Origin of the sequence: Clostridium sp. BJN0013 (genome assembly GCF_040939125.1) — a bacterium.
Lineage (GTDB): Bacteria > Bacillota > Clostridia > Clostridiales > Clostridiaceae > Clostridium_B.
Map to the genome: position 1 here is coordinate 1,820,130 of NZ_CP162495.1, position 21,322 is coordinate 1,841,451.

Genomic DNA, 21,322 nt, shown 5'->3' on the forward strand with positions numbered 1-21,322 from the left:
CGTTATTATCTTTAATTTTAGGTATCAACTATAATATTTAAGAGTATCTAAATTTTCCATATATCATCGAAACATCTTTTTCTGTTTTTTATATTTCCTTTACTGCAGGTGTAGCAAAAAATTTTTTTGGCTTCCCGCCTTGTAATGTTACACTCTGGGTTGTGTCTTATCCAATGAATAATATTTTTTAACCTGAACATATTAATATCATTTATTCCTGTATTTAAGAGTCTTTTAATTATTGGCTTAAGTCCACCTTCGTCGGACATAAATATAGTTATACTTAATGCTTTTGCAATGGCTAGTGAATACACCTCTCCTAAATGGCCGTGTCTTTTACAGAGATTTTCAAGGCCTATATACTCTTCACATAAAATTTTAAATGAATCTTTATACACGCTATATCCAATTTTATCAAGTATATTTTTTGGATATAATATCTCTAATTTTTTCATAGCTATTAGTTGTTCTAGCTGTTCTCTTTTTGTGAGAATTTCTTCTTTATAAACATATTCATGTATGTAAGCCTTATCTGTTATATTATTAATGATTTTTACAAAAGCATTTATATCTTCAAATTGTACTAACTTATAATAAATATCCGCATCTAAAATTAAACAGCTGTATTTTCCATTATAAGTCATAAGGTATCTCTTCTAACCCTTCTTCTGAAAGATGTTTAGGTAATTTTTTTTTCACACCAAGTTTTTCAGGTGTTAAATCAAATAATTTTAATACATACTTTAATTTATCATAAGTTCTTACAGTCATCTCATAAGAATTAATTGCTAAATCGATAAAGTTAGAGAAGCTCTTAATTCTTGTCAGTTCATTGTTCCTGGAACACAAACCAAGCCTATTTTGTAATTGAAATATGGAATTATTACAATTAATATCAATTAATTCTTTATATCTCTCATAGGATATTTTACCTATACAGTACAATTTTAGTATCATAGGTTTATAAGGAAATAAAAATATATCCATTAGCCTTATAATATCTTCCGTAGTTATAGAATCCAGTTTATTTATTTTCATTTTTAGAAGCTGTGATTCTAAAATAGTGTCTTTTACCAATAACTCAGAGGCAAAATAATTTGCTAGCATTTCATTTTTATCTATGTTCTCCATACTATCAAAGACATAATTAAATATTTTATCCTCCACAAGAAGCTCTTCATGATCTCCGGCAATACCAATAATATGTGAAAATTCATGAGCTGCTGCAAATATTTGTATTTCATAGGGCATGAAGGTATTTATGAAGATAATGTTTTCTTTGAAGTGATTATTGTCTATTTTAATATAAAAAGCACACACATTATCCTTGATGGGATAATAAAGTACCTTACCTACTGATTCTAATAGCCTAAACATATCATCTTTTATTATAGGATTAATGATGTGATTTTCTTTTATCAATATGTTAATTTTAGATTTGATACTTTTGATGTCATTTTCCAGAAGTACTTTTTTTAGATAATTTGAATTCATGCAAATCTTCCTCCATATTTATATATTCTTCAATTATGAAATATATAAGTTTAAAATTATCTTTGTTATAAAAGCTGTCAATGAATTTTTCAGATAAATTATCTTCACAGTAAATTTTTTTCTTTTTCCTTAAAAGCTTTTCTGGATCTACATCTAAAGTATTTGCAATTTTAGCTATTTCAACAGCATTTAGTGCTTTCTTACCTTGTACAATTTGTTTAAATACCTCATCTGAAACTCCAATCTTATGGGCAAACATAGATTGAGTCCAATTTTTTTTGTTAAGTTCAATAAGAATACTATTTCCGATTACTTGAAAGAAATTCATTGCGAGCACCTCACCATTATTTTTAACCTTCAGGTGATATATTTTCTATTTAAATATCAGTTTTTAATGTTCAATAAAGAAAGTATGATAAAATATAATAATTTGGTATCAAAAATTATATTATACATTGCAAATGGCTGATTTAAATATATTTTATATTGTTTCGTATTATTATATTTTTTATTTAGAGAAAAGTCAAGTTGTTGGAATGAATTTTCACTTAATTGGAATGAGTTTTTATTATGGAATTCTAAAATAATATAGTAAATCGTTTGTATAAGCAATAAATAATTAACTATTTATCAATAATTTATAGATTTTTTGATAAATAATCAAAATACTATTGCAATTTACGAAACATTACATTACAATATTAACAATATAATAATATAATGTTTTATACAAGTTGAAATAAATTAGCATAAAAATGTTATGCGATATTATTACTATTAAAAATTAGAAAAGGGGATGTGTAAATAAAAGAATAGAATTTTAGGTAGTTATTAATATATCAATTTTAATACTATTCTTATGATATATTATTATTAATCGTATATTTATTTTAATAAAATATCAATAAAACTATTGCCTTTTTAGAAAAATTGTGGTATATTTTCATATAATTATTATTCAAAATCATACTAACACTTTTTATAAGAATCTAAAAAGCTTGATGTTCAATCAATATTTTATTGTTAGATAGTTATATTGGTAATTAATTTAGAAATATAGAAAAATAATTGTAATAGGTTGTGAATAATAAGGTGGGTTAATATCAATATAGGAGTATACCTCTTAGTTTTGTGAAGGAAATGCCAAGAGATATACTCAAAAAATGAGTTAGAACATGCCAAATTCTAACCATATATATTAAAATTATACCATAAAAGAGCAGCAGGTTCAATATAGTTTTTAAACTGCAATTGGTAATCTAAGGCAAATACAAAAGATTCTAAACCAAAAGCTGATAAGGAGATGATTGAGTTGAAAAATAAAAATTTAAGGGCTGTAGATTATAATCCATGTGAAATCTATGTTCCAATTAATAGGGCCATGAAATCAAATATACATCCCTGTTTTGGAGATAACGCTCATAAATTTGCCAGAATGCATATACCTGTGGCTCCTAAATGTAATATAAGCTGTAATTACTGCAGTAGAAAATATGATTGTGCAAATGAAAGTAGACCTGGAGTTACAAGTGAAATTTTAAGTCCGGAAGAAGCCCTTGAAAAATTTAAAGTAGTTAAAAGTAATATGAAAAATCTAACTGTTGTAGGCATAGCAGGTCCTGGAGACGCACTGGCAAATTTTCAAGAGGTAAGAAAATCTTTAACACTTATAAGGGAAGAGTCTCCTGAAACTATATTTTGTCTATCAACCAATGGACTTATGCTTCCACTTTATGCAAATGAACTTATAAAACTTGGGGTATCCCATGTCACAGTAACCATAAATGCTGTAGATAAAAAAATAGGAGCAAAAATATATAAGGAAGTTAACTATCTAGGTCATAAATATGTAGGAGAAGAAGGGGCAGAAATACTTTTAGATAAGCAGCTTAAAGGTCTTAAATATTTATGTTCAAATGGCATAGTGTGTAAAGTAAATATAGTTATGCTTAAAGGAATAAATGATAAGCATATAAAAGAAGTTGTTAAAAAAGTTAAAGAGTGCGGGGCATATATGACAAACATAATGCAGATGATACCAGTCCCAGGAAGTAGATTTGAACATTTGCCTCTGGTTTCAAATATAGAGTTGAATGAAATGAGGAAAAAATGTGAAGTTGATATAAAACAAATGTATCACTGCAGACAGTGCAGGGCAGATGCAATAGGCACCTTATCCCAAGATCTTTCTATAGATTTCAGAAATGCGGGATGTGGAATCTGTGAAAGTAAACATTCTGTTAAAGTAGAAAAACACAACCTTGAAAAGAGCATATCTAAAGGCAAAAAGTATAAATTTGCAATTTCATCCAAATCAGGCATTAATATAGATCAACATTTCGGACATGCTGATGAATTTTACATTTATTCATATGATTCAGGCACTGTGAAATTTCTGGAGAAAAGAGATGTAAATAAATATTGTACAGGAATTCAGGACTGTGATAAACATGATGATAAAATTTCAAGGATAATTAAATCTATAAGGGATTGTGATGCAGTACTTGTACTTAGAATTGGACTTGATCCAAAAGAAAAATTAGAAGTAGAGGGAATTAAAGTTATAGAGATGTATGATCCTATAGATAAAGGTATTCTCCGGGCTGTTCAGGAATTTGAAGAAGTTGACTGCCAGTTATCTTCTGTTATTGGAAAGTAATAGATGTAACTATAGATTATTAACCAGTAACTAAATAAGGAGGTGATGCCTAGGGTTGAAAGTGAAAAATCAATATAAAGCTTAATTATTTTAATAATTTTACAATTTAAAGGGGGAACAAAAATGACAAGAAAAATAGCATTTTATGGTAAAGGTGGAATAGGTAAATCAACTACACAGCAAAATACAGCTGCAGCACTAGCTCATTTCTATGGCAAAAAAGTTTTTATTCATGGGTGTGACCCTAAGGCAGACTGTACACGTCTTATACTTGGAGAGATGACTCAAAGTACAATAATGGATACCCTTAGAGAAGAAGGAGAAGATTCAATAACAGAAGAAGCCGTTATTAAAACAGGGTTTAAAGGTATCCGCTGTGTTGAATCTGGAGGACCTGAGCCTGGTGTTGGATGTGCAGGAAGAGGTGTTATAACCTCAATTAATTTGATGGAAGAGCTTGGAGCTTATACCCCTGATCTTGACTTTGTGCACTTTGATGTTTTAGGTGACGTTGTATGCGGAGGATTCGCAATGCCTATTCGTGAAGGAAAAGCACAGGAAGTATATATTGTTGCATCTGGAGAAATGATGGCAGTATATGCCGCAAATAACATATGTAAGGGTATACTCAAATATGCAGATCAAGGTGGAGTCAGATTAGGTGGTATTATATGTAACAGCCGTATGGTTGATAAAGAATTAGAACTCATGGAAGAATTTACAAGCGCAATAGGCACTCAACTGATTCATTTTATGCCTAGGGATAATATAGTTCAAAAAGCAGAGTTCAATAAACAGACAGTAGTTGAATATGATCCTGATTGCAATCAGGCAAAGGAATATGGAGAATTAGCACGTAAAATTATAGAAAATAAAAATTTTGTTGTACCTAAGCCTTTAAAGATTCCTGACTTAGAACAGATGGTTATTAAATATGGTCTGCTAGATTAACTAAGAATTTTGCGTATGCCTAAAGCATGTTAGATGTCTTAATGAGTCTAATTGTTGTAAATGCCTCCTCTTTTGTATATTACTTGGAAATTTAAAGATACATGAATTAAAAATGTGAACGGAGTGGAGGTAGTTTACTTCAAAAATTATAATTTTAAAAATTAAGGAGGTATGTAAAAAATGCCATTAAAGCTATTTAAATGTGATGAAACTATTCCAGAGCGAAAAAGACATTGTTATGTAAAGCAGCCTGGAGAAGATACCACAATGTTTTTACCTGATGCAAATATAAATACTATTCCAGGAACACTTTCTGAAAGGGGCTGCAGCTTTTGCGGGTCAAAACTTGTTATAGGGGGAGTTCTTAAAGATACAATTCAGCTAATTCACGGCCCTGTTGGATGTGCATATAATACATGGCACACAAAGCGTTATCCAAGTGACAATGATAATTTTCAACTTAAACATGCATGGTCTACAGATGTTAAAGAAAAGCATGTTATATTTGGCGGAGAAAAAATATTAAAGCAAAGTATGCTGGAAGCTTTTGCTGAATTTCCGGATATAAAAAGGATGATAGTTTATACCACCTGTGCCACTGCATTAATTGGGGATGACCCAAAAGCGGTTGCAAGAGAAGTACAAAAAGAGTTAGGGGACGTAGACATATTTTGTTCAGAATGCGCTGGATTTGCAGGAGTTAGCCAGTCTAAAGGACACCATGTATTCAATATTAGCTGGATGCATGAAAAGGTAGGAACATTTGAACCTGAAATCAAAAGTCCATATACCATAAATCTTATTGGAGATTATAATATTCAGGGAGACAGCTATGTTTTAAGCAGATATCTTGACAGGATGGGAATCCAGGTGATAGCCCATTTTACAGGTAATGGTACCTATGATGGCCTCAGGTCCATGCATAAAGCTCAGCTAAGTGTGGTTAACTGTGCCAGGTCTGCAGGGTATATAGCCAATGAATTGAAAAAAACATATAATATTCCTCGTATTGATATTGATTCATGGGGTTTTGATTATACTGCAGAAGGGCTGAGAAAAATAGGGACATTCTTTGGAATAGAGGATAAAGTAGAGGAGCTAATTTCAGAAGAATATGCAAAATGGAAGCCAAAACTTGACTGGTACAAGGAAAAATTAAAGGGTAAGAAAGCTTGTATATGGACAGGAGGACCAAGATTATGGCACTGGACAAAATCCCTTGAAGATGACCTGGGTGTTGAAGTTGTAGCAATGTCTTCAAAATTTGGACATCAGGAAGATTTTGAAAAAGTAATTGCAAGGGGAAGAACCGGGGCAATTTATTTAGATGATGCCAATGAGCTGGAATTTTTTGAAGTTTTAGAGCAAATTGAACCGGATGTGATATTTACTGGTCCTAGAGTTGGTGACTTAGTTAAAAAATTGCATATACCATATATTAATGGACACGCATATCACAATGGACCTTACATGGGATTTGAAGGTTTTGTAAATTTGGCAAGGGATGTATATAATGCTACAAGGTCTCCACTTTGGAAACTTGCCGGAGAAGATATAAGAGAGGTGTAGGCATATCTATGAAAAATAGAGTAGAAGAATTATTTTCATTTATTCAAGAACGTTATTTGTGGCAATTTTATTCTCGTTCCTGGGATAGAGAAGAGAATATAAAAGGAATTTTGGATGCTACATTTGAAATTTGTACAGGTAAGCAAGTAAAAGATAAAACATTAATGAATAAATATTTCTATACTGAGGCAAAGGCATTTTCAGAAGTTATAAAAAAGAAGTTTCCGTGGTTTTTAGAACTTGATGAATCAGAAAAAAAATCTGTAATTAATGACCTTCAGGCAAAATTGTTAGATGTAGTTGTAACAAGGTCATTAAATGCTGAATTAAAGAATCCAAATTATTAATAAATTAGAATAGAGGTGATAATATGTCCTTAAAAATAAAAGAAAAAGAACGGGCGGGAATAGTAAATCCAATCTACAATTGTCAGCCTTGTGGTGCAGAGTTTGCATCTATCGGATTAAAGGACTGCATTCCTTTAGTGCACGGTGGACAAGGATGCTCAATGTTTGTCAGGCTGTTATTTGCACAGCATTTTAAAGAAAATTTTGAAATGGCATCATCTTCCATACATGAACATGCAGCTGTTTTCGGTGGAAAGAAAAATGCTGAAGAAGGAATTCAGGTGCTTGTAGACAGGTATCCAGACTTAAGAATAATTCCTATTGTTACTACCTGTTCAACTGAAACCATAGGTGATGATATTGAAGGTATAGTGGAAATTATGAATAGGAAGCTAAAAAAATCACATCCTGACAGAAAAGTTAATCTTATTCCAGTTCATACCCCAAGTTATAGTGGAAGTCATGTTCAGGGTTATAATGTAGCTATAAAAGCATTTGTCAATGCTTTAGCAAAAAAGGGGGAGCCAAATGGTAAATTAAATATTATAACTGGGTGGCTGAATCCCGGTGATGTAGCTGAAATTAAGCATATATTAAAAGAAATGGACGTAGAGGGAAATATACTTATAGATACAGAAACATTTATGACACCGATTATGCCGGATAAATCCAGATTTGCATATGGGAATACAACAGTAGAGGATATAGAAGATTCTGCAAATTCTCTTGGTACTATAGCCTTGTGTAAATACGAAGGCGGTGCCGCAGCTCAGCTGCTTGAAACAAAATTTAAAGTTCCGTCAGTAATTGAAGATATACCTATTGGTATAAAAAATACAGATAAGTTTTTGAAAAATATCAGTAAGTTTACAGGTAAACCAATACCGCAATCATTAGTTGAAGAACGTGGATTAGCTATTGATACTATGGTAAATCTGGCGCATATGTTCTTTGCAAATAAAAAAGTTGCAATTTATGGTGATCCTGATTTGGTTATAGGACTTGCACAGTTTTGTTTGGAATGTGAATTAGAGCCTGTACTTCTTTTACTGGGAGATGATAACAAGGCTTATCAGAAGGATCAAAGATTAACTGAAATAGAAGAAAATGCAAATTGTGATATAGAAGTAATATGGAATTCCGATTTGTGGGAATTAGAGCGCAGATTGAAGGATAAATCAATAGAGGTGGATTTAATCATGGGACATTCTAAAGGCAGATTTATGGCAATAGATTATAAAATTCCTATGGTTAGAGTGGGATTCCCGACTTTCGATAGGTCAGGTTTATGGAGACAGCCTGTTATTGGATACAAAGGTGCTATGCTGCTGGCTGACATGATTGCTAACACCATGTTTGCTGATATGGAAAACAAGCATGATAGGGAATGGATTTTAAATACATGGTAGTTCATAATCAATAAACTGGTAATTTTAAGTATGTTGCCCATTTGACTAAAAATCAATTAGTTATTAATGGGCAATATGCTCAATTAATTAAATTCTCAGGGGGTGCATTTTATTGAATAGTATAAATGATAGTATTGTTTTTCATGGTAAATTGAGTAGATTATACCGTCTAGCTAAAGAAGGCAAAATTAAAACTAATCTGCAGGGCAGTCATACCCGTCCGTGTAAATTTTGGACAGCTACAAAAATTTTGAGTGGTATAAGAAATTCCATTGTCATTGCCCATGGCCCCAGCGGATGTGCCTATGGAGTTAAACAATCATATAAGTTAACAAACAGTAGAAACAGTGGTGCCCCTTATGAGGCAGTAGTCAGTACCAATATGGATGAAAAATATGTAATATATGGGGGAGAGAAAGGGTTAAAAGGAGCCATTAAAGAAGTAGATGACAAATATCATCCGGATGTAATTTTTATTGCTACCAGCTGTGCAACTGGAATTATTGGAGATAATGTGGATGCTGTGGCAGATAAAATAAAGGATGAGATAAATGCCAAAATAATGCCTATACATTGTGAAGGATTTGCAGGAGAATACAGAAGTGGATTTGATCTGGTATTTAAACAAATTGTAAGATTCATGGACCCTCCTACTGAAGAAGAAAAAGCTAAATTGGCACATTCTGTGAATATTGTAGGGGGTAAAATGGGACCTGAAAGAACAGAAGTGGATACAGATGTAAAAGAATTGGTAAGATTGATAAAGGGAATGGGTGCAGAAGTTAATTCAGTTATTGCAGGTAATTGTACTTTAGAGGAAATTAAAAGAGCACCGAGTGTTGCTGTAAATTGTACTCTTTGTCTTGATTTAGGCTATGCCATAGGAAACGCTATGTTAGGAGAATATGGAACTCCATTAAACTCCACAATATTGCCTTATGGTATTAGTGCCACTAAAAAATGGTTAAAAGGTGCAGCTAAAAAATTAGGAATGGAAAAAGAAACTGAAGATTTAATAGAAAGAGAATATAATGAAATAAAAGATGAATTTGAGGAAGCTAAAAAATTTCTTCAAGGGAAACTGGCTATTGTTGAGGGACATGATGCTATTAAATCATTATCCATTGCACATATGCTTGAACGTGATCTTGGAATGCGTCCGGTTATATTTAATTTTCATCCTTGGAGTACAGAGGCAAGGGAAACCAGTATAGATTATTTGTTAGAAACTGGATTGGATCCTGAGGTTTTAATTACAAAAGGTACTATTGCTTTTGGTAAATATGAATCCATGAAGCAGACGGAAGAGGAACTGCTGGCCTTTCTTGGGGGACTCAGTGAGGATTCAGCTGTTTATTTTGGTTCTTCTCTCAGCTTTCCAACCATACCTTTGGTGGATTTAAATGCTATACTAAATCGTCCGAGATTTGGATTTAGGGGGGCACTTAAAGTGGCTAAGTGTGTTAAAACAGCACTGGAATATTCTTTTAGGCCAAGGAGTTCATTATCTAAAAGAATGGTTTTTCCTGAAAAGTCGGGCCTTGCATCTATCCAATCATTAACGCCTAAGCTAGGGCAAGATATGCCTGATTGTACAGTATATGCACATAGGAGGAGAGGCAAATGTATGATGAGTTGAAATTCCATAATTGTGAGCACAGCAAGGATCCGGTTTTAGGATGTGCTCTTGAAGGTGTTGCCAGTGTAATAGCGGGAATAGATGATGTGAGTATTGTTATTCATTCACCACAAGGTTGTGCAGCAACAGTGGCGAATGCATATGATTTACATGAGATAGATTTTACCAGGAGAAAAATAGGCTGTACCCGTTTGTTTGAAACAGATGTTATTATGGGAGCTTCAGAAAAACTTAAGCAGCTTATAAAAGATGCAGACAATACTTTTAATACTAAAACTATGTTCGTGGTGGGTACCTGTGCTGCGGATATAATTGGTGAGGATATAGGAGGGATATGTAAAAGTATGCAGCCCGAGGTAAAGGCAAGACTTATACCTATAGTTGCAGGGGGATTTAGAGGCAACAGTTATGATGGACAGGATATAGCGCTAAATGCCATTATACCTCTTATAAAGAAAAGTGAAAAGAAATACAGAAATAGTGTAAATATTATATCACCGCAGGCAAATTTAAATCCTACATGGTGGGAAGATTTAAATTGGGTAATTAAAACTTTAAATTCATTAGGGATAAATGTTCAGGCAGTTCTTCCGCATAATACTTCCATGGAAGAAATCGAAAATTCAGCTTCAGCATCAGCTAATATACTTTTAAGCCATGATGCAGGTTATCAGTTTGCAAAAAAAATGGAGAAGATACATCATATACCTTTAATTCTTTCTGATATTCCACTGCCTATTGGCACAGAAAATACTGCCAGGTGGCTTAGGGCAATAGGTATGTACTTTGGTGTTGAAGATAAAGCGGAACAAATAATTAAAGAGGGAGAAGAAAAAGTAATAAGTTTATTGAGAAAGAGGGCACTTATGATAATTCCACGTTATCGGAACTGCAGGATTGCCATATCTGCAGACGCCACTATAGGAATTGGCCTTGTGAGAATGTTATTTAAAGAATTAGAAATGATTCCTGAAATCATAATGATAAAATCAGGTAGGGAAGAAGCAAAAAAAGTACTCAACTGGGAGCTAAGCACCCTGGGTATTTCACCCAAGGTAGCATTTTCTGTGGATGGATATCAGATTAAAAAAGGATTAAGTGACTTTCATGTTGATACAGTTATTGGTTCTGCCTGGGAAAAATATATGGCAGAAGAAATAGGAATAAAAGTTGCCTTTGATGTTTTAAATCCCACAAATAGAGATATATATGTGGATAGAGCATATTTTGGATATGATGGTATGCTCAATATACTGGAGATCATGGGCAATGATTGGGAAAGGGCATACCGTTCAAAGGAGATTAGCTCGGCACAATATGAATAATTTTTACTAGCTTTCTCCTATAATTTTTCCTGTTTCACTTGTATCATATACGTCAATACCTTGAATTTCCATTTTGAATTCCTGGGAATTTAAAACGGAAATTATTGCTTGAATAATTGGAGAATCAAAGTCTTCTTTTTTAATAACTAAATCACACTTTTGTTTCTGTATTGGTATAAATTCTATATTTTCCACCTGGGAAGCGGTTTTCTGGGTTCCCACAGCAATATCTGCCTCACCCCTGGATACAGCACTGGCTGCAGCAAAATGAGAAAAAACTTCTACATCATAACCATTGATAAGTTTTCCTGATATTCCAAGTTTCCTAAATTGTTCGTCTATAAGTATACGTACACCGGAACCTTTTTCCCTATTTACCATAACAATGCCAGACCTTGCTAAATCATCCCATGAGGATATATTTTTGGGATTTCCTTTGAAAACATAAAAACCCTGCATATGACATGCAAGACGGACAATTATGCAGGGAACACCAGGTATTAATCTGCGGACGTAGGGTATATTGTAGATGTTATTGTCTGAATCCCATAGATTGCAAGAAGTAGCAGAAGCACTGCCTTTATATAGATTTATCAATCCATCATAGCCTCCTATATATCTTCGCAGTACTTGAAATTCATTTGGATAATGTCCCAGATGCTGTGTCAATACATCAAGAAGCAGTTCCTGACCGCATATTATAAAATTTTTGTCTTCAGATAATGGGGGCTGGGGTACTTGAGTCTTATGTTCAATAACAGTATTAATAATTTTAATATTATTAGTTCTGCTTTTATTTTTATAATATTCAACATCTTCAATATCAACACGAACCTTTCGGCCAATGCGATAAGAAGGCAATTCACCTTTTTTAATCAAATCATATACTGTATTTTTTGATATATCTAAAAGTTCGGCTACTTCTTGTGCCGATAATGATGTTTTATCTTTCATATAAATGATCCACCTTTTTAATAAAATGATATGAATTGAACTACTTTAAACTAAAGCAGTAATCATTAAACATATTATCTACTATTTCATAGTATTTTGCAAGGCTAATGTTATTTATTTTTTAGGATTCATTATATCTTCTAGATCTTCACTGTTTACATTATAATTATAATATGTTTTGTAAAATTCTTCTACCTCTTTATTCATATCTATATCTGTAAACATGTCAGGGTATAAAGTTTTAGCTGCCCATAATACTTGTAGTGCATTATCACCACTTCTTGCACACCACACATTGACACCTTTGGGATTTATATAAACTTTATTGTTTTTAACTGCATTAATGTCTTTAAATCGCTCATCTTTTAAAATTGCATCTTTGTTAGGTGCATCTCTGACTATAATTACATCAGGATTCCATTGGACTACATTTTCCATAGAAACAGTTTGAGACATACCTGTAACTCCATTTTGTGCAGCTGTGTTTATGCCACCAGCTATTTCTATCCAGGAAGTAACTATTGAGTTATTTCCGTCGGTACTTAAAGGACTATCTGCTGAATAATACACTTTTAACTTGTCATTGTCAGAAATAGATGAAGTTTTTTCAGTAATACGTTTTATATTAGAATCATAATAGGAGCAAAATTCAGAAGCTTTTTTAGTTTCTTCTTCTCCAAGTAAATTCCCCATTAAAGTTACAGACTTTTTAAGTTCTTCTGGTGTATCGTAGGATATTATAACTACAGGTATACTTAATTGTTCTATTTTTTTCTGAAGTGCTTCTTTGCCCGACCATAATACAACTACATCTGGTTTTGATTTAATAAGTTCTTCAATATTTACTTCTTTGTCAAAAGGTGCCGATACTGTTTCTATTTTAGGATAAATTTTTATATACCAGGGATTGGATTTAATAGAAGGCAATGTTGCAACTATTTTATCAGCACCTCCTATCATCACTGCTAATTGAGTCATTGCCGTTCCATTTATGGCTATTCGGTTGACCTGGGAAGGTAGGGTTACTTTCCTTCCTGACATATCCGTAATAGTTTTTTTAGCAGATTGTGTACTCTCACTCTGGGTTTGTTCAGATTGTTTATTTGTACATCCTGCTGACCACAGCACTAAAGTCAGTATTATTAAAAATAAATTTAATAGTTTAAAACTCTGTTTTTTCAAAGTTGAACACATCTCCTTACATAATTCGTAAATTAATCAGTTTATTGTGGCGCTTGTCCATTTAAAATTCTTTCAACTTCATTATCTGAAAGAGAGTAATTGAAAAATGTTTTATAAAACCATTTAGTTTCTTTGGAAATATCTAAAGATTGGAACTTTTCGGGATATAAGGTCTTTGCTGCCCACTGGATTTGGAGGGCTTCCTCAGCACTATATCTATCCCAGGAAAAAACTCCGTCGGGATTTACATATACCCTTCCTTTTTGTACTGCAGTTGTTTTTTTCCAAGATTCATCCTTTAATATTTTATTAATACTTTCTTTTCTATCTGCACTACCCACTGTGCTGCTTACTATAATAACATCGGGATTCCACGTTAATATTTGCTCCATGGATACTTCTTTGGTATTACCGTCAATATCGGAGGATACATTTATACCTCCTGCTATTTGTATCCAGGAGTCGATTATTGTTCCTTTTCCATCTACCTTTAATGGAGAAAGATCTGATAGGTGAAGTACTTTAAGTTTTTGGTCTTCAGGTATTTTAGAAGTTACGCTGGTTAACATATTTATTTTTTTATCTAAATAGGAGGTATATTCTTCAGCTCTTTTTTTACCTTCTTCTCCTAGAATATCTCCTGTAAGCTTTACGCATTTCTTTAAACTGTCAAAATCTTTAAAGCTAACTTGAATAACTGGAATCTTTAAATCTGACATTTTGCTAATATTTTTATTTCCTGTAGGTATAAATAAAATATCTGGTTTAGTTTTAATAAGCTCTTCCATATTTATGCTACTTGCATCTACACTGAATGCAGTAACTGCATTGTTCATTTTAGGAGTTACTTTAAAAAGCCAGGGTTTTAATTCGGCATTAAGGGTAGTTGCCACTATTTTATCTCCAGATCCAAGCATTGTCACCACTGCATTGTGAGCTCCCCAGGCATCGGCAATACGAGAAATATTAGCAGGCACTTCTACTTTGGCTCCGCTTGAATCTGTAACTGTTATCTTGTCAGATTTAGTAGAAGTTTGAGTTTTGGATATTTGTTTACTGCACCCAATCAATGCAAAAACTCCTAGTATAATACTAAACAATATTAAAGCTGATTTTTTCTTCATATTGTAATCACTCCTAATTATCTATTAATTTCTAGCAATAGTTAGTTGGTTAACAAAGGTATACATGCCTTTATAGGTTTACCTTGGCTATTTACTGTACTGGTAATTTTTACATCAACTCCATAAGCTGACCTTAAATTTTCTTCCGTAACCACATCATCTACATTGCCCACAGTAAATATATTATTTTTCTGCATCAATGCTACTTTGCTGGAACAGAGAAAAGTATGATCAGGAAAATGTGTAGTCATAATAACTCCTAAGCCTTTTTTTACCAGGGAGTTGATCTGCTCAAGTACTCTGATTTGGTTACCAAAATCTAAATTAGAAGTAGGCTCATCCATAACAAGAATACTTGGCTGCTGGGTTAGCGCTCTTGCTATTAAAACCATCTGCCGTTCTCCTCCACTGATTTCTGTATAAATTTTATTCTTTAAAAATGATATTCCTAAAGTTTCTAGAGATTCTTCTGCAATAGCTATATCATTTTTTGAAGGTGATGCAAAAGCTCCTAAATGAGCAGTACGCCCCATGGTAACAACATCAAGTACAGAAAAAGGGAAGGGAGGGGTATGGGCTTGAGGCACATAGCCAATAGCTTTAGCTAGTTTTTTCCTAGACAAGTTATTGATATTTTCTCCATCTAAAATAATCTCTCCACCTTGTAATTTTAAAAAGCCTAAAATAGTTTTAAAAAATGTAGTCTTACCTACACCGTTAGGTCCAAGCAAACATAATATTTCTCCTGACTTTACTTTTACCGATATACCTTTAATCACAGTTTTAGAGCCATAACCGCAAACGGCATTTTTAACTTCTAACTTCATACCCAACCTCTCCTTCCTTTTAGAAGTAAATAAATAAATATAGGTGCACCTATAATGGCTGTAAGTATTCCAAGGGGAATTTCTACAGTAAATGCACTGCGCGCTACATCGTCTACTAAAAGTAGAAAAGTACTTCCGATAAGCATAGATGCTGGTAATAAAACTTTATAATTAGGTCCCACTAGGAGCCTGGCAATATGTGGAATAATAAGTCCTACCCAGCCTATCATCCCACTGACTGATACAGATGATGCTGTAAGCAAAGTTGAACAAATGATGACTATTATACGAATTTTATGGGTGTCTATTCCCATGGCCTGGGCTTCCTCTTCTCCAAAAGAGAGAACATTGAGTTTCCATCTTAAAAGCAATATGGGAATGATTCCTAAAATTAGTGGAATAATTAGAATTATTACATCTCTTGTACTGACAGAAGAAAGGCCTCCCATAAGCCAGAAAGTAATGGCCGGTAATTTGCTTTCCGGATCAGCTACATATTTAGTAATGGAAATAAAAGATGAAAACAAGGTGGAAATGACCATTCCTGTAAGTACAAGTACTAAAATAGCATTATTTCCTCTGCCTATAATACTGGCGATTGTGTATGTAAGGATTACAGCTGCGAGTCCTACTAAAAAGGCAGAAAACTGTATGCCTACAATGTTGAAAGACATTAAAATAGCAATAGCAGCTCCAAAGCCTGCACCGGCAGAGGCACCTAAAATATCTGGAGAAACCATGGGATTCTTGAATAACCCTTGATATGTGGCACCTGCTGTGGCTAAGGCAGCTCCCACCATCATGGCAGCAATAATTCTAGGAATACGAACTTGAAATAAAACCGTTTCTACAGTTTGAGGCCAGGTTATAGGAAGATTGAAAAGCTTGCCTGTAAAAATATCAAATAATTGGGAAAGTGGAATACCATATCTTCCAAGAGTAAGAGACAATATGAAGGCAATTACAGGCATTAAAGACAGAATAATTATAATATTATTTTTTTGACTTTTTTCTTTTTTTATTGAATTAGGTATATATGCTGATATTTCACTTGCACTTTTCATTTTAATCACCCTTTTTGATTTATATTACTTTAAATGGGCAAAACCATTTGTAAATATATAAAATGAAATTTGCTCACTTAAAGTTATTTGGTAATTTTCTCATGTATTTGCGCATCTGTTATGTTGTCATACAAATACACTTTTGAATAAAAAGTCTTAACCTCTTTATCAATATCCAGTTTTACTTTATCAGGATAAAGAGTATTTGCTGTCCATACTAGGCCCATTAATGACTGAATTCTATCTAACATTTCGTATTTTAAAGATGCATAAACGCGTTTATTTTTTACAGCATTTATACCCTCCCACTGGGGACTTGAAAGTATTTCATCACGTGCTCCGGAGGTTTTGGTTATAATCACATCTGGATTAAATTTAAGGATTTGCTCCATAGAAGCAGTTATACTTTCATTTTGTTCGTCTGCTTTTGATATTGAAATAGTATCGTAAAGGTTTATTCCTCCTGCATCACGTATAATTGAGGCCATGATGCTTTTTGTTCCCACTGTTTTATTTATATCAGGTTGAGCGTAATACACTTTCAGTTTTTCATTTTCAGGAATTTTGCTTGTTTTATCTGTAACTTGGGAAATGGTCCTATGCCAGTAATCCGCTAGTTCATTTCCTTCCTTTTCATTTCCTACTATTTTGCCTATAAGTCTCCAAGATTCTTCATAATCTAGAAGACTGTCCTTTGAAGCTGCAACTACTGGAGCAGAATAATCCTTTTGTTCTTTGTCAAGATTTGTATCTTTCTTTAAAGATATAATAATGTCTGGTTTTATGGTAAGCATTTGTTCTCTATTCATATCTCCAGTGTTAAAAGTTCCTGTTATAGGAAGACTGGTGAGTCTTTTAACTTCTTCATCCTTTATAAAAAATAGTCGATCCTTAAATTGATTATCAATACTGGCCAATTTTTTTGGTGCCAACCTCCAGACCATATGTGAAGGAATAGGATGTATGCAGCTGATCTTATTAATTTGAGATGGTATGTTAACTTTGCGTCCAGCCATATCAGTAACTTCTGTAGTAGTTTTTTTAGTTTCCGATGTTGTTTGTTTAGCAGTAGTGTTACTACCACAGGCAGTAGCACTAACAGTAAGTATAATAAGAGTTAATCCAAGTATGATTGTTCTTATTTTTTTGATCATTTTTAATCCCCCCTTATGCGTTTATATATACATTAATAGTGTCATTTTTTAATAGACTTCTAAAATTTGTTTTTCAGTTTCTGGACCTTTATAACAAAAGGACAACTTATCATAATAAATGCATTTTCCACGGCAGTGTATTTTGTTTTTACAATGGTTAATACATGTATTCTTTAGTATTTCTTTTCTGTAATTCTCGTATTTTTGCTGCCATATGGTTTCCATAGTATATTCTTTTAAATTGTATGAAAATTTTTGGTTATTGGCAAAGGAACAGGGGGTTACATTTAGTTTTTCATCAATGTAAACTGAAAAAAAACCACATTCACAGGAATCAATGTAGTCCACATTAACATCTGTGTATTTCATTAAAACTGGTACAAAACAGGCATCAAAACCTATTCTGGCAGTACACATATTATTTTCAGTTAACGCTGTAAATTCCTTAAACTTTTCATCCATATTTAAACATTTATCTATAGAAGCTCTGCCTTTGGGTTTATAAGTTAAAAAAATTATACCGTTAATATTTTTAAATAAGTCATTATAGTTGCCTTTTAAAATATCTATAGCCTCATATATTGACCTATTATCTAAGATAAAATGTATATTTGCCTTTATGCCTTCATCTGTGAGAAGTTTTATTTTATCTAGATTTAATTCATTGACTGTAGCAACTGATATTGCAACGGCACCTACTTTATCTTTAATATATTTAACTGTAGTTTTATCAAGGTGAATTCCATTAGTTGTAAAATTTGCTACAATACCTTTTTTATTTGTCTCTTTAATTATTTCTATAAAAGATGGATGTTCCAAAGGTTCACCACCACCTAAAGCAACTTGAAATACATTTCCCCACCTTTTACTATTTAGAGAGGACAAAACATAAGTATATTCATCCAGCAGCATAAAAGAATTATTTTCAGTGCTTTCCTTATAACAAAATTCACATCCTTTTGTACAATGATTGCTAATTGAAATATCCGCTAGCTCAGGCCAGGGTGCATATTCTGGATTAGTATTAATGGAGCTTCCCCAGCGCATAGTTACTCCTGTTTCTGTATCTCCATAGAAGTTATAATTTTTACTATGCCTTCTTACTTTCATTTACTCTACCTCCAGTAAATATTATTTTATCCGAATGTGGTAATTAGCTAATACTCCCATCTTCTTCAAGGTGGAAGATAGGCACTGCTACGCACCTGGATAAGTTCTTCCCCTAAAGGATAACGTATTGTAAGTGCTAAGGACACTAAGAATACTGTTAATAAGGTTCAGATGGAGAAAAGCATTTCTCATAAGCAAACTCCACCTGAAGCTAAGAATCACTTGATTTTGTCACATTTATCAGTATCCTTTTTTTCACAACTGCCACAAGCTATATTTTCACAATTTTTCTCTATGGGAGGGGTGTCATCTTTTATTACCTGAACAGAACCAAAACCTTTAAATTCGCCAGAAAGCCTTCCATTTACAAAATATTCGCCATATATATAAGACCATAATTCTTCTTCACTTAAAGTTGAAAAGTCTATATCTTCCACAGGTTTATCAAATGAAATATCATACGTACAGTCTCTCTTTTTAATAAGTGCATATCTTTTAGAGTATACTTCTCTATCAAGTAATTTCGCCTTTGTCCCAGTATTAATTAAATCTTCTCTTATTGCATTATAGATTCTGCTTCTCTTTGTATTGTTAGTATAAAATTCAGGTTTTTTCTTCTTCATAAACTCAATAAAGTCTACATTCATTGTAATTATATAACTTACAGAACTACTGTTAGTTACATAATCAGTTCTTATTTTCATAACCTTTTCACCTCTCCATTTTTTAAAATGTTTTAATACATTTTAGTATTAAAAGTTACACAATTTTTCAAAATAGGTATTTTAGTAATGTTTTGTATTGTTTCGTATTATTATATTTTTTATTTTATTAAAAGTCAAGTTTTATAGGCAATTTTTTATTTATTCATTAAAAAGATAGCTTATAAATTATCAATATATAAATAAACATATAATTTCTGATTATAAAGTTACTGCAGTATCTAAGGATTTATTGCAATTTTTTATCCGAATGCGGTAATTAGCTAATATCCCCATCTTTTTCAAAGTGGGGGAACAAGCACTGATATGCGCCTGGATAAGTTCTTCCCCTAAAGGATAACGTATTCTAAGTGCTAAAGACACTAAGAATACTGTTAATAAGATTCAGATGGAGGAAAGTATTCCTCATAAGCAAACTCCACCTGAACTTAAGAATCACTTAATATTTTATTAGAAAATGCACATAATATCTTAAGTACATTATGTAACCACAACTTTCAAACAATTGTAGAACAGAGGTGACTATATTTGAAAGCTTCTACTAAAAATAACAATATAATAAAGGAGCCTATATCGGCAAATTTAGAGCAAAATATAAAAAAATGAATCAGTTTTTTTCTTATCCTGTAAATAAAGATTATTTGGTTAAAGATATATGCATACAATGCTTAAATAGAAAAGCAACCATTCTATGTATGAATACAATTATAGATAAAGAAAAAATAGAGAATCACGTTATCCTGCCACTAATGTATACCAGGTTGGAAGATTCACAGAGTGGAATGAAGGTAATCGTTCCTTAATAAGAAAATCATTAAAAGATCCTGGGCTGATTACAGAAGCCATGTCCTTTGGTAAAGACAATCATGATGAAGTATTCATTATGTATATAAAAAATATTGTAAATGTTAATTTGCTTAAAGAGGTTAAAACAAGAATCAGTAAAATTATTGATGAAAACATTGAAAATTCATCTATTCTTCAGCAGCATATAGAAGACAGACCTTATTCAATTTTACCGTCTACTTTTGAAACAGAACGGCCCGACAGAGTTTCTTCTTTTTTAAAGGAAGGTCATATAGCACTTTTGATTGGATCTACACCTAATGTTATCATTGTACCGATAACCTTTTGGACTTTATTCCATACTTCTGAAGACACCTATCAGAGATGGATGTATGGAAATTTATTACGTATTATAAGAATATTTGCACTTTTTATCTCCTTGTTTCTTCCTGGAGTATATATAGCGCTGTCTACTTATCATGTAGATATGATTCCTACTGATTTAGCCATTGCTATTGCTGCTGCAAGGGAAAAGCTGCCCTTTCATATAATATTTGAAATTCTATTAATGGAAATGTCTTTTGAGCTTATGCGAGAAGCAGGAGTAAGAATGCCCTCAAGTATGGGAGCTACTATTGGAATTGTTGGAACTCTAATTTTAGGTGAGGCAGCAGTAGACGCTAATATTGTTAGTCCTATATTAGTAATAATTATAGCTCTTACGGGATTATCTTCTTTTGCCATTCCGGAGATGAACTTAAGTTTTTTAGTGAGAATAGGAAGATTTGTATATTTTGATAGCTGGAGCCATTGTGGACTCTACGGAGTTACATTATTGGCCACAGCTTTTCTGACTTATGCCTGTGCTTTTGAATCCTTTGGAGTTCCATTTTTTTCACCAAAATCTCCACAGCAGCCTTCTTCTAAAGATTTTATTATAAGAAGACTGGTATTTAGGCAAAATAAAAAAACTACTAAATATAAATCTAAAGACTGAGTGGAAGCA

19 protein-coding genes and 1 pseudogene are annotated in these 21,322 nt (G+C 32.6%); 9 read left to right on the forward strand and 11 right to left on the reverse strand.

Going from position 1 to position 21,322, the window contains the following annotated elements; all coding sequences use genetic code 11:
• Window positions 1-47 precede the first annotated feature (47 nt).
• Genes AB3K27_RS09475 through AB3K27_RS09485 form a run of 3 tightly spaced genes read right to left on the reverse strand, consistent with a single transcriptional unit; the run spans window position 48 to window position 1,822 of the window.
• Window positions 48-644 (reverse strand): hypothetical protein, encoded by a 597-nt coding sequence (locus AB3K27_RS09475; RefSeq protein WP_368490943.1) that lies wholly within the window; start codon window positions 642-644, stop codon window positions 48-50.
• A complete protein-coding gene (locus tag AB3K27_RS09480; RefSeq protein ID WP_368490944.1) occupies window positions 634-1,494 on the reverse strand; it encodes an ImmA/IrrE family metallo-endopeptidase in 861 nt (286 codons plus the stop codon). Before AB3K27_RS09480 ends, AB3K27_RS09475 begins: the two co-directional genes overlap by 11 nt.
• A complete protein-coding gene (locus tag AB3K27_RS09485; RefSeq protein ID WP_368490945.1) occupies window positions 1,454-1,822 on the reverse strand; it encodes a helix-turn-helix domain-containing protein in 369 nt (122 codons plus the stop codon). The genes AB3K27_RS09480 and AB3K27_RS09485 overlap by 41 nt, the downstream gene beginning before the upstream one ends.
• Window positions 1,823-2,890: 1,068 nt before the next feature.
• Here AB3K27_RS09485 and nifB point away from each other — a divergent pair.
• From nifB to AB3K27_RS09520, 7 genes and pseudogenes are all read left to right on the forward strand, one after another.
• Window positions 2,891-4,153 (forward strand): annotated as a pseudogene (nifB, locus tag AB3K27_RS09490) (nitrogenase cofactor biosynthesis protein NifB); the annotation flags it as partial.
• A 123-nt stretch (window positions 4,154-4,276) separates the two neighbouring features.
• The gene (gene nifH / locus AB3K27_RS09495; RefSeq protein WP_368490946.1) at window positions 4,277-5,104 is read left to right on the forward strand and encodes a nitrogenase iron protein; all 828 of its coding nucleotides are present in this window, start codon (window positions 4,277-4,279) and stop codon (window positions 5,102-5,104) included.
• 180 nt (window positions 5,105-5,284) lie between these two features.
• On the forward strand, window positions 5,285-6,673 hold the full coding sequence (gene vnfD, locus AB3K27_RS09500) for a nitrogenase vanadium-iron protein, alpha chain (protein WP_368490947.1): 1,389 nt from the start codon (window positions 5,285-5,287) through the stop codon (window positions 6,671-6,673).
• A gap of 8 nt (window positions 6,674-6,681) precedes the next feature.
• A complete protein-coding gene (locus AB3K27_RS09505) occupies window positions 6,682-7,020 on the forward strand; it encodes a Fe-only/vanadium nitrogenase subunit delta (protein ID WP_368490948.1) in 339 nt (112 codons plus the stop codon).
• 23 nt (window positions 7,021-7,043) lie between these two features.
• Window positions 7,044-8,429 carry a nitrogenase component 1 gene (locus AB3K27_RS09510; RefSeq protein WP_368490949.1) on the forward strand — a complete coding sequence of 462 codons (1,386 nt, stop codon included), beginning with the start codon at window positions 7,044-7,046 and terminating at the stop codon, window positions 8,427-8,429.
• A gap of 112 nt (window positions 8,430-8,541) precedes the next feature.
• Window positions 8,542-10,068 carry a nitrogenase component 1 gene (locus AB3K27_RS09515; RefSeq protein ID WP_368490950.1) on the forward strand — a complete coding sequence of 509 codons (1,527 nt, stop codon included), beginning with the start codon at window positions 8,542-8,544 and terminating at the stop codon, window positions 10,066-10,068.
• Complete coding sequence (locus tag AB3K27_RS09520; protein ID WP_368490951.1) at window positions 10,053-11,393, forward strand: nitrogenase component 1; 1,341 nt, start codon at window positions 10,053-10,055, stop codon at window positions 11,391-11,393. The genes AB3K27_RS09515 and AB3K27_RS09520 overlap by 16 nt, the downstream gene beginning before the upstream one ends.
• A 6-nt stretch (window positions 11,394-11,399) precedes the next feature.
• Here AB3K27_RS09520 and AB3K27_RS09525 read toward each other — a convergent pair whose 3' ends face one another.
• The 8 genes from AB3K27_RS09525 to AB3K27_RS09560 all read right to left on the reverse strand — a co-directional run bounded on the left by AB3K27_RS09525 (window position 11,400) and on the right by AB3K27_RS09560 (window position 19,512).
• Window positions 11,400-12,347 (reverse strand): substrate-binding domain-containing protein, encoded by a 948-nt coding sequence (locus tag AB3K27_RS09525; protein WP_368490952.1) that lies wholly within the window; start codon window positions 12,345-12,347, stop codon window positions 11,400-11,402.
• A gap of 114 nt (window positions 12,348-12,461) precedes the next feature.
• Complete coding sequence (locus AB3K27_RS09530) at window positions 12,462-13,529, reverse strand: ABC transporter substrate-binding protein (RefSeq protein WP_368490953.1); 1,068 nt, start codon at window positions 13,527-13,529, stop codon at window positions 12,462-12,464.
• 41 nt (window positions 13,530-13,570) lie between these two features.
• Window positions 13,571-14,653 carry an ABC transporter substrate-binding protein gene (locus tag AB3K27_RS09535; RefSeq protein ID WP_368490954.1) on the reverse strand — a complete coding sequence of 361 codons (1,083 nt, stop codon included), beginning with the start codon at window positions 14,651-14,653 and terminating at the stop codon, window positions 13,571-13,573.
• Window positions 14,654-14,694: 41 nt separating this feature from the next.
• The gene (locus AB3K27_RS09540; protein WP_368490955.1) at window positions 14,695-15,480 is read right to left on the reverse strand and encodes an ABC transporter ATP-binding protein; all 786 of its coding nucleotides are present in this window, start codon (window positions 15,478-15,480) and stop codon (window positions 14,695-14,697) included.
• Window positions 15,477-16,544: a FecCD family ABC transporter permease gene (locus AB3K27_RS09545; protein ID WP_368490956.1), complete on the reverse strand. Its 1,068-nt coding sequence runs from the start codon at window positions 16,542-16,544 to the stop codon at window positions 15,477-15,479. The genes AB3K27_RS09540 and AB3K27_RS09545 overlap by 4 nt, the downstream gene beginning before the upstream one ends.
• Window positions 16,545-16,627: 83 nt before the next feature.
• Window positions 16,628-17,698 (reverse strand): ABC transporter substrate-binding protein, encoded by a 1,071-nt coding sequence (locus AB3K27_RS09550; RefSeq protein ID WP_368490957.1) that lies wholly within the window; start codon window positions 17,696-17,698, stop codon window positions 16,628-16,630.
• Window positions 17,699-17,746: 48 nt separating this feature from the next.
• Window positions 17,747-18,808, reverse strand: coding sequence for a radical SAM/SPASM domain-containing protein (locus tag AB3K27_RS09555; protein ID WP_368490958.1), 1,062 nt, complete (start codon window positions 18,806-18,808; stop codon window positions 17,747-17,749).
• Between the two features lie 218 nt (window positions 18,809-19,026).
• Window positions 19,027-19,512, reverse strand: a complete 486-nt coding sequence (locus tag AB3K27_RS09560; protein ID WP_368490959.1) for a hypothetical protein — start codon at window positions 19,510-19,512, stop codon at window positions 19,027-19,029.
• A gap of 620 nt (window positions 19,513-20,132) precedes the next feature.
• On the opposite strand from AB3K27_RS09560, the gene AB3K27_RS09565 reads away from it, so the two are divergent.
• Window positions 20,133-20,333 (forward strand): hypothetical protein, encoded by a 201-nt coding sequence (locus AB3K27_RS09565; RefSeq protein ID WP_368490960.1) that lies wholly within the window; start codon window positions 20,133-20,135, stop codon window positions 20,331-20,333.
• A gap of 26 nt (window positions 20,334-20,359) precedes the next feature.
• On the forward strand, window positions 20,360-21,313 hold the full coding sequence (locus AB3K27_RS09570; RefSeq protein WP_368491204.1) for a spore germination protein: 954 nt from the start codon (window positions 20,360-20,362) through the stop codon (window positions 21,311-21,313).
• Window positions 21,314-21,322: the final 9 nt, after the last annotated feature.

Bases quoted from the DNA above. Each gene is read 5' to 3' on its own strand.
- AB3K27_RS09475 (WP_368490943.1), bottom strand. From the start codon at position 644: ATGACTTATAATGGAAAATACAGCTGTTTAATTTTAGATGCGGATATT.
- AB3K27_RS09480 (WP_368490944.1), bottom strand. From the start codon at position 1,494: ATGAATTCAAATTATCTAAAAAAAGTACTTCTGGAAAATGACATCAAA.
- AB3K27_RS09485 (WP_368490945.1), bottom strand. From the start codon at position 1,822: ATGAATTTCTTTCAAGTAATCGGAAATAGTATTCTTATTGAACTTAAC.
- nifH (WP_368490946.1), top strand. From the start codon at position 4,277: ATGACAAGAAAAATAGCATTTTATGGTAAAGGTGGAATAGGTAAATCA.
- vnfD (WP_368490947.1), top strand. From the start codon at position 5,285: ATGCCATTAAAGCTATTTAAATGTGATGAAACTATTCCAGAGCGAAAA.
- AB3K27_RS09505 (WP_368490948.1), top strand. From the start codon at position 6,682: ATGAAAAATAGAGTAGAAGAATTATTTTCATTTATTCAAGAACGTTAT.
- AB3K27_RS09510 (WP_368490949.1), top strand. From the start codon at position 7,044: ATGTCCTTAAAAATAAAAGAAAAAGAACGGGCGGGAATAGTAAATCCA.
- AB3K27_RS09520 (WP_368490951.1), top strand. From the start codon at position 10,053: ATGTATGATGAGTTGAAATTCCATAATTGTGAGCACAGCAAGGATCCG.
- AB3K27_RS09525 (WP_368490952.1), bottom strand. From the start codon at position 12,347: ATGAAAGATAAAACATCATTATCGGCACAAGAAGTAGCCGAACTTTTA.
- AB3K27_RS09535 (WP_368490954.1), bottom strand. From the start codon at position 14,653: ATGAAGAAAAAATCAGCTTTAATATTGTTTAGTATTATACTAGGAGTT.
- AB3K27_RS09540 (WP_368490955.1), bottom strand. From the start codon at position 15,480: ATGAAGTTAGAAGTTAAAAATGCCGTTTGCGGTTATGGCTCTAAAACT.
- AB3K27_RS09545 (WP_368490956.1), bottom strand. From the start codon at position 16,544: ATGAAAAGTGCAAGTGAAATATCAGCATATATACCTAATTCAATAAAA.
- AB3K27_RS09550 (WP_368490957.1), bottom strand. From the start codon at position 17,698: ATGATCAAAAAAATAAGAACAATCATACTTGGATTAACTCTTATTATA.
- AB3K27_RS09555 (WP_368490958.1), bottom strand. From the start codon at position 18,808: ATGAAAGTAAGAAGGCATAGTAAAAATTATAACTTCTATGGAGATACA.
- AB3K27_RS09560 (WP_368490959.1), bottom strand. From the start codon at position 19,512: ATGAAAATAAGAACTGATTATGTAACTAACAGTAGTTCTGTAAGTTAT.
- AB3K27_RS09565 (WP_368490960.1), top strand. From the start codon at position 20,133: ATGAATCAGTTTTTTTCTTATCCTGTAAATAAAGATTATTTGGTTAAA.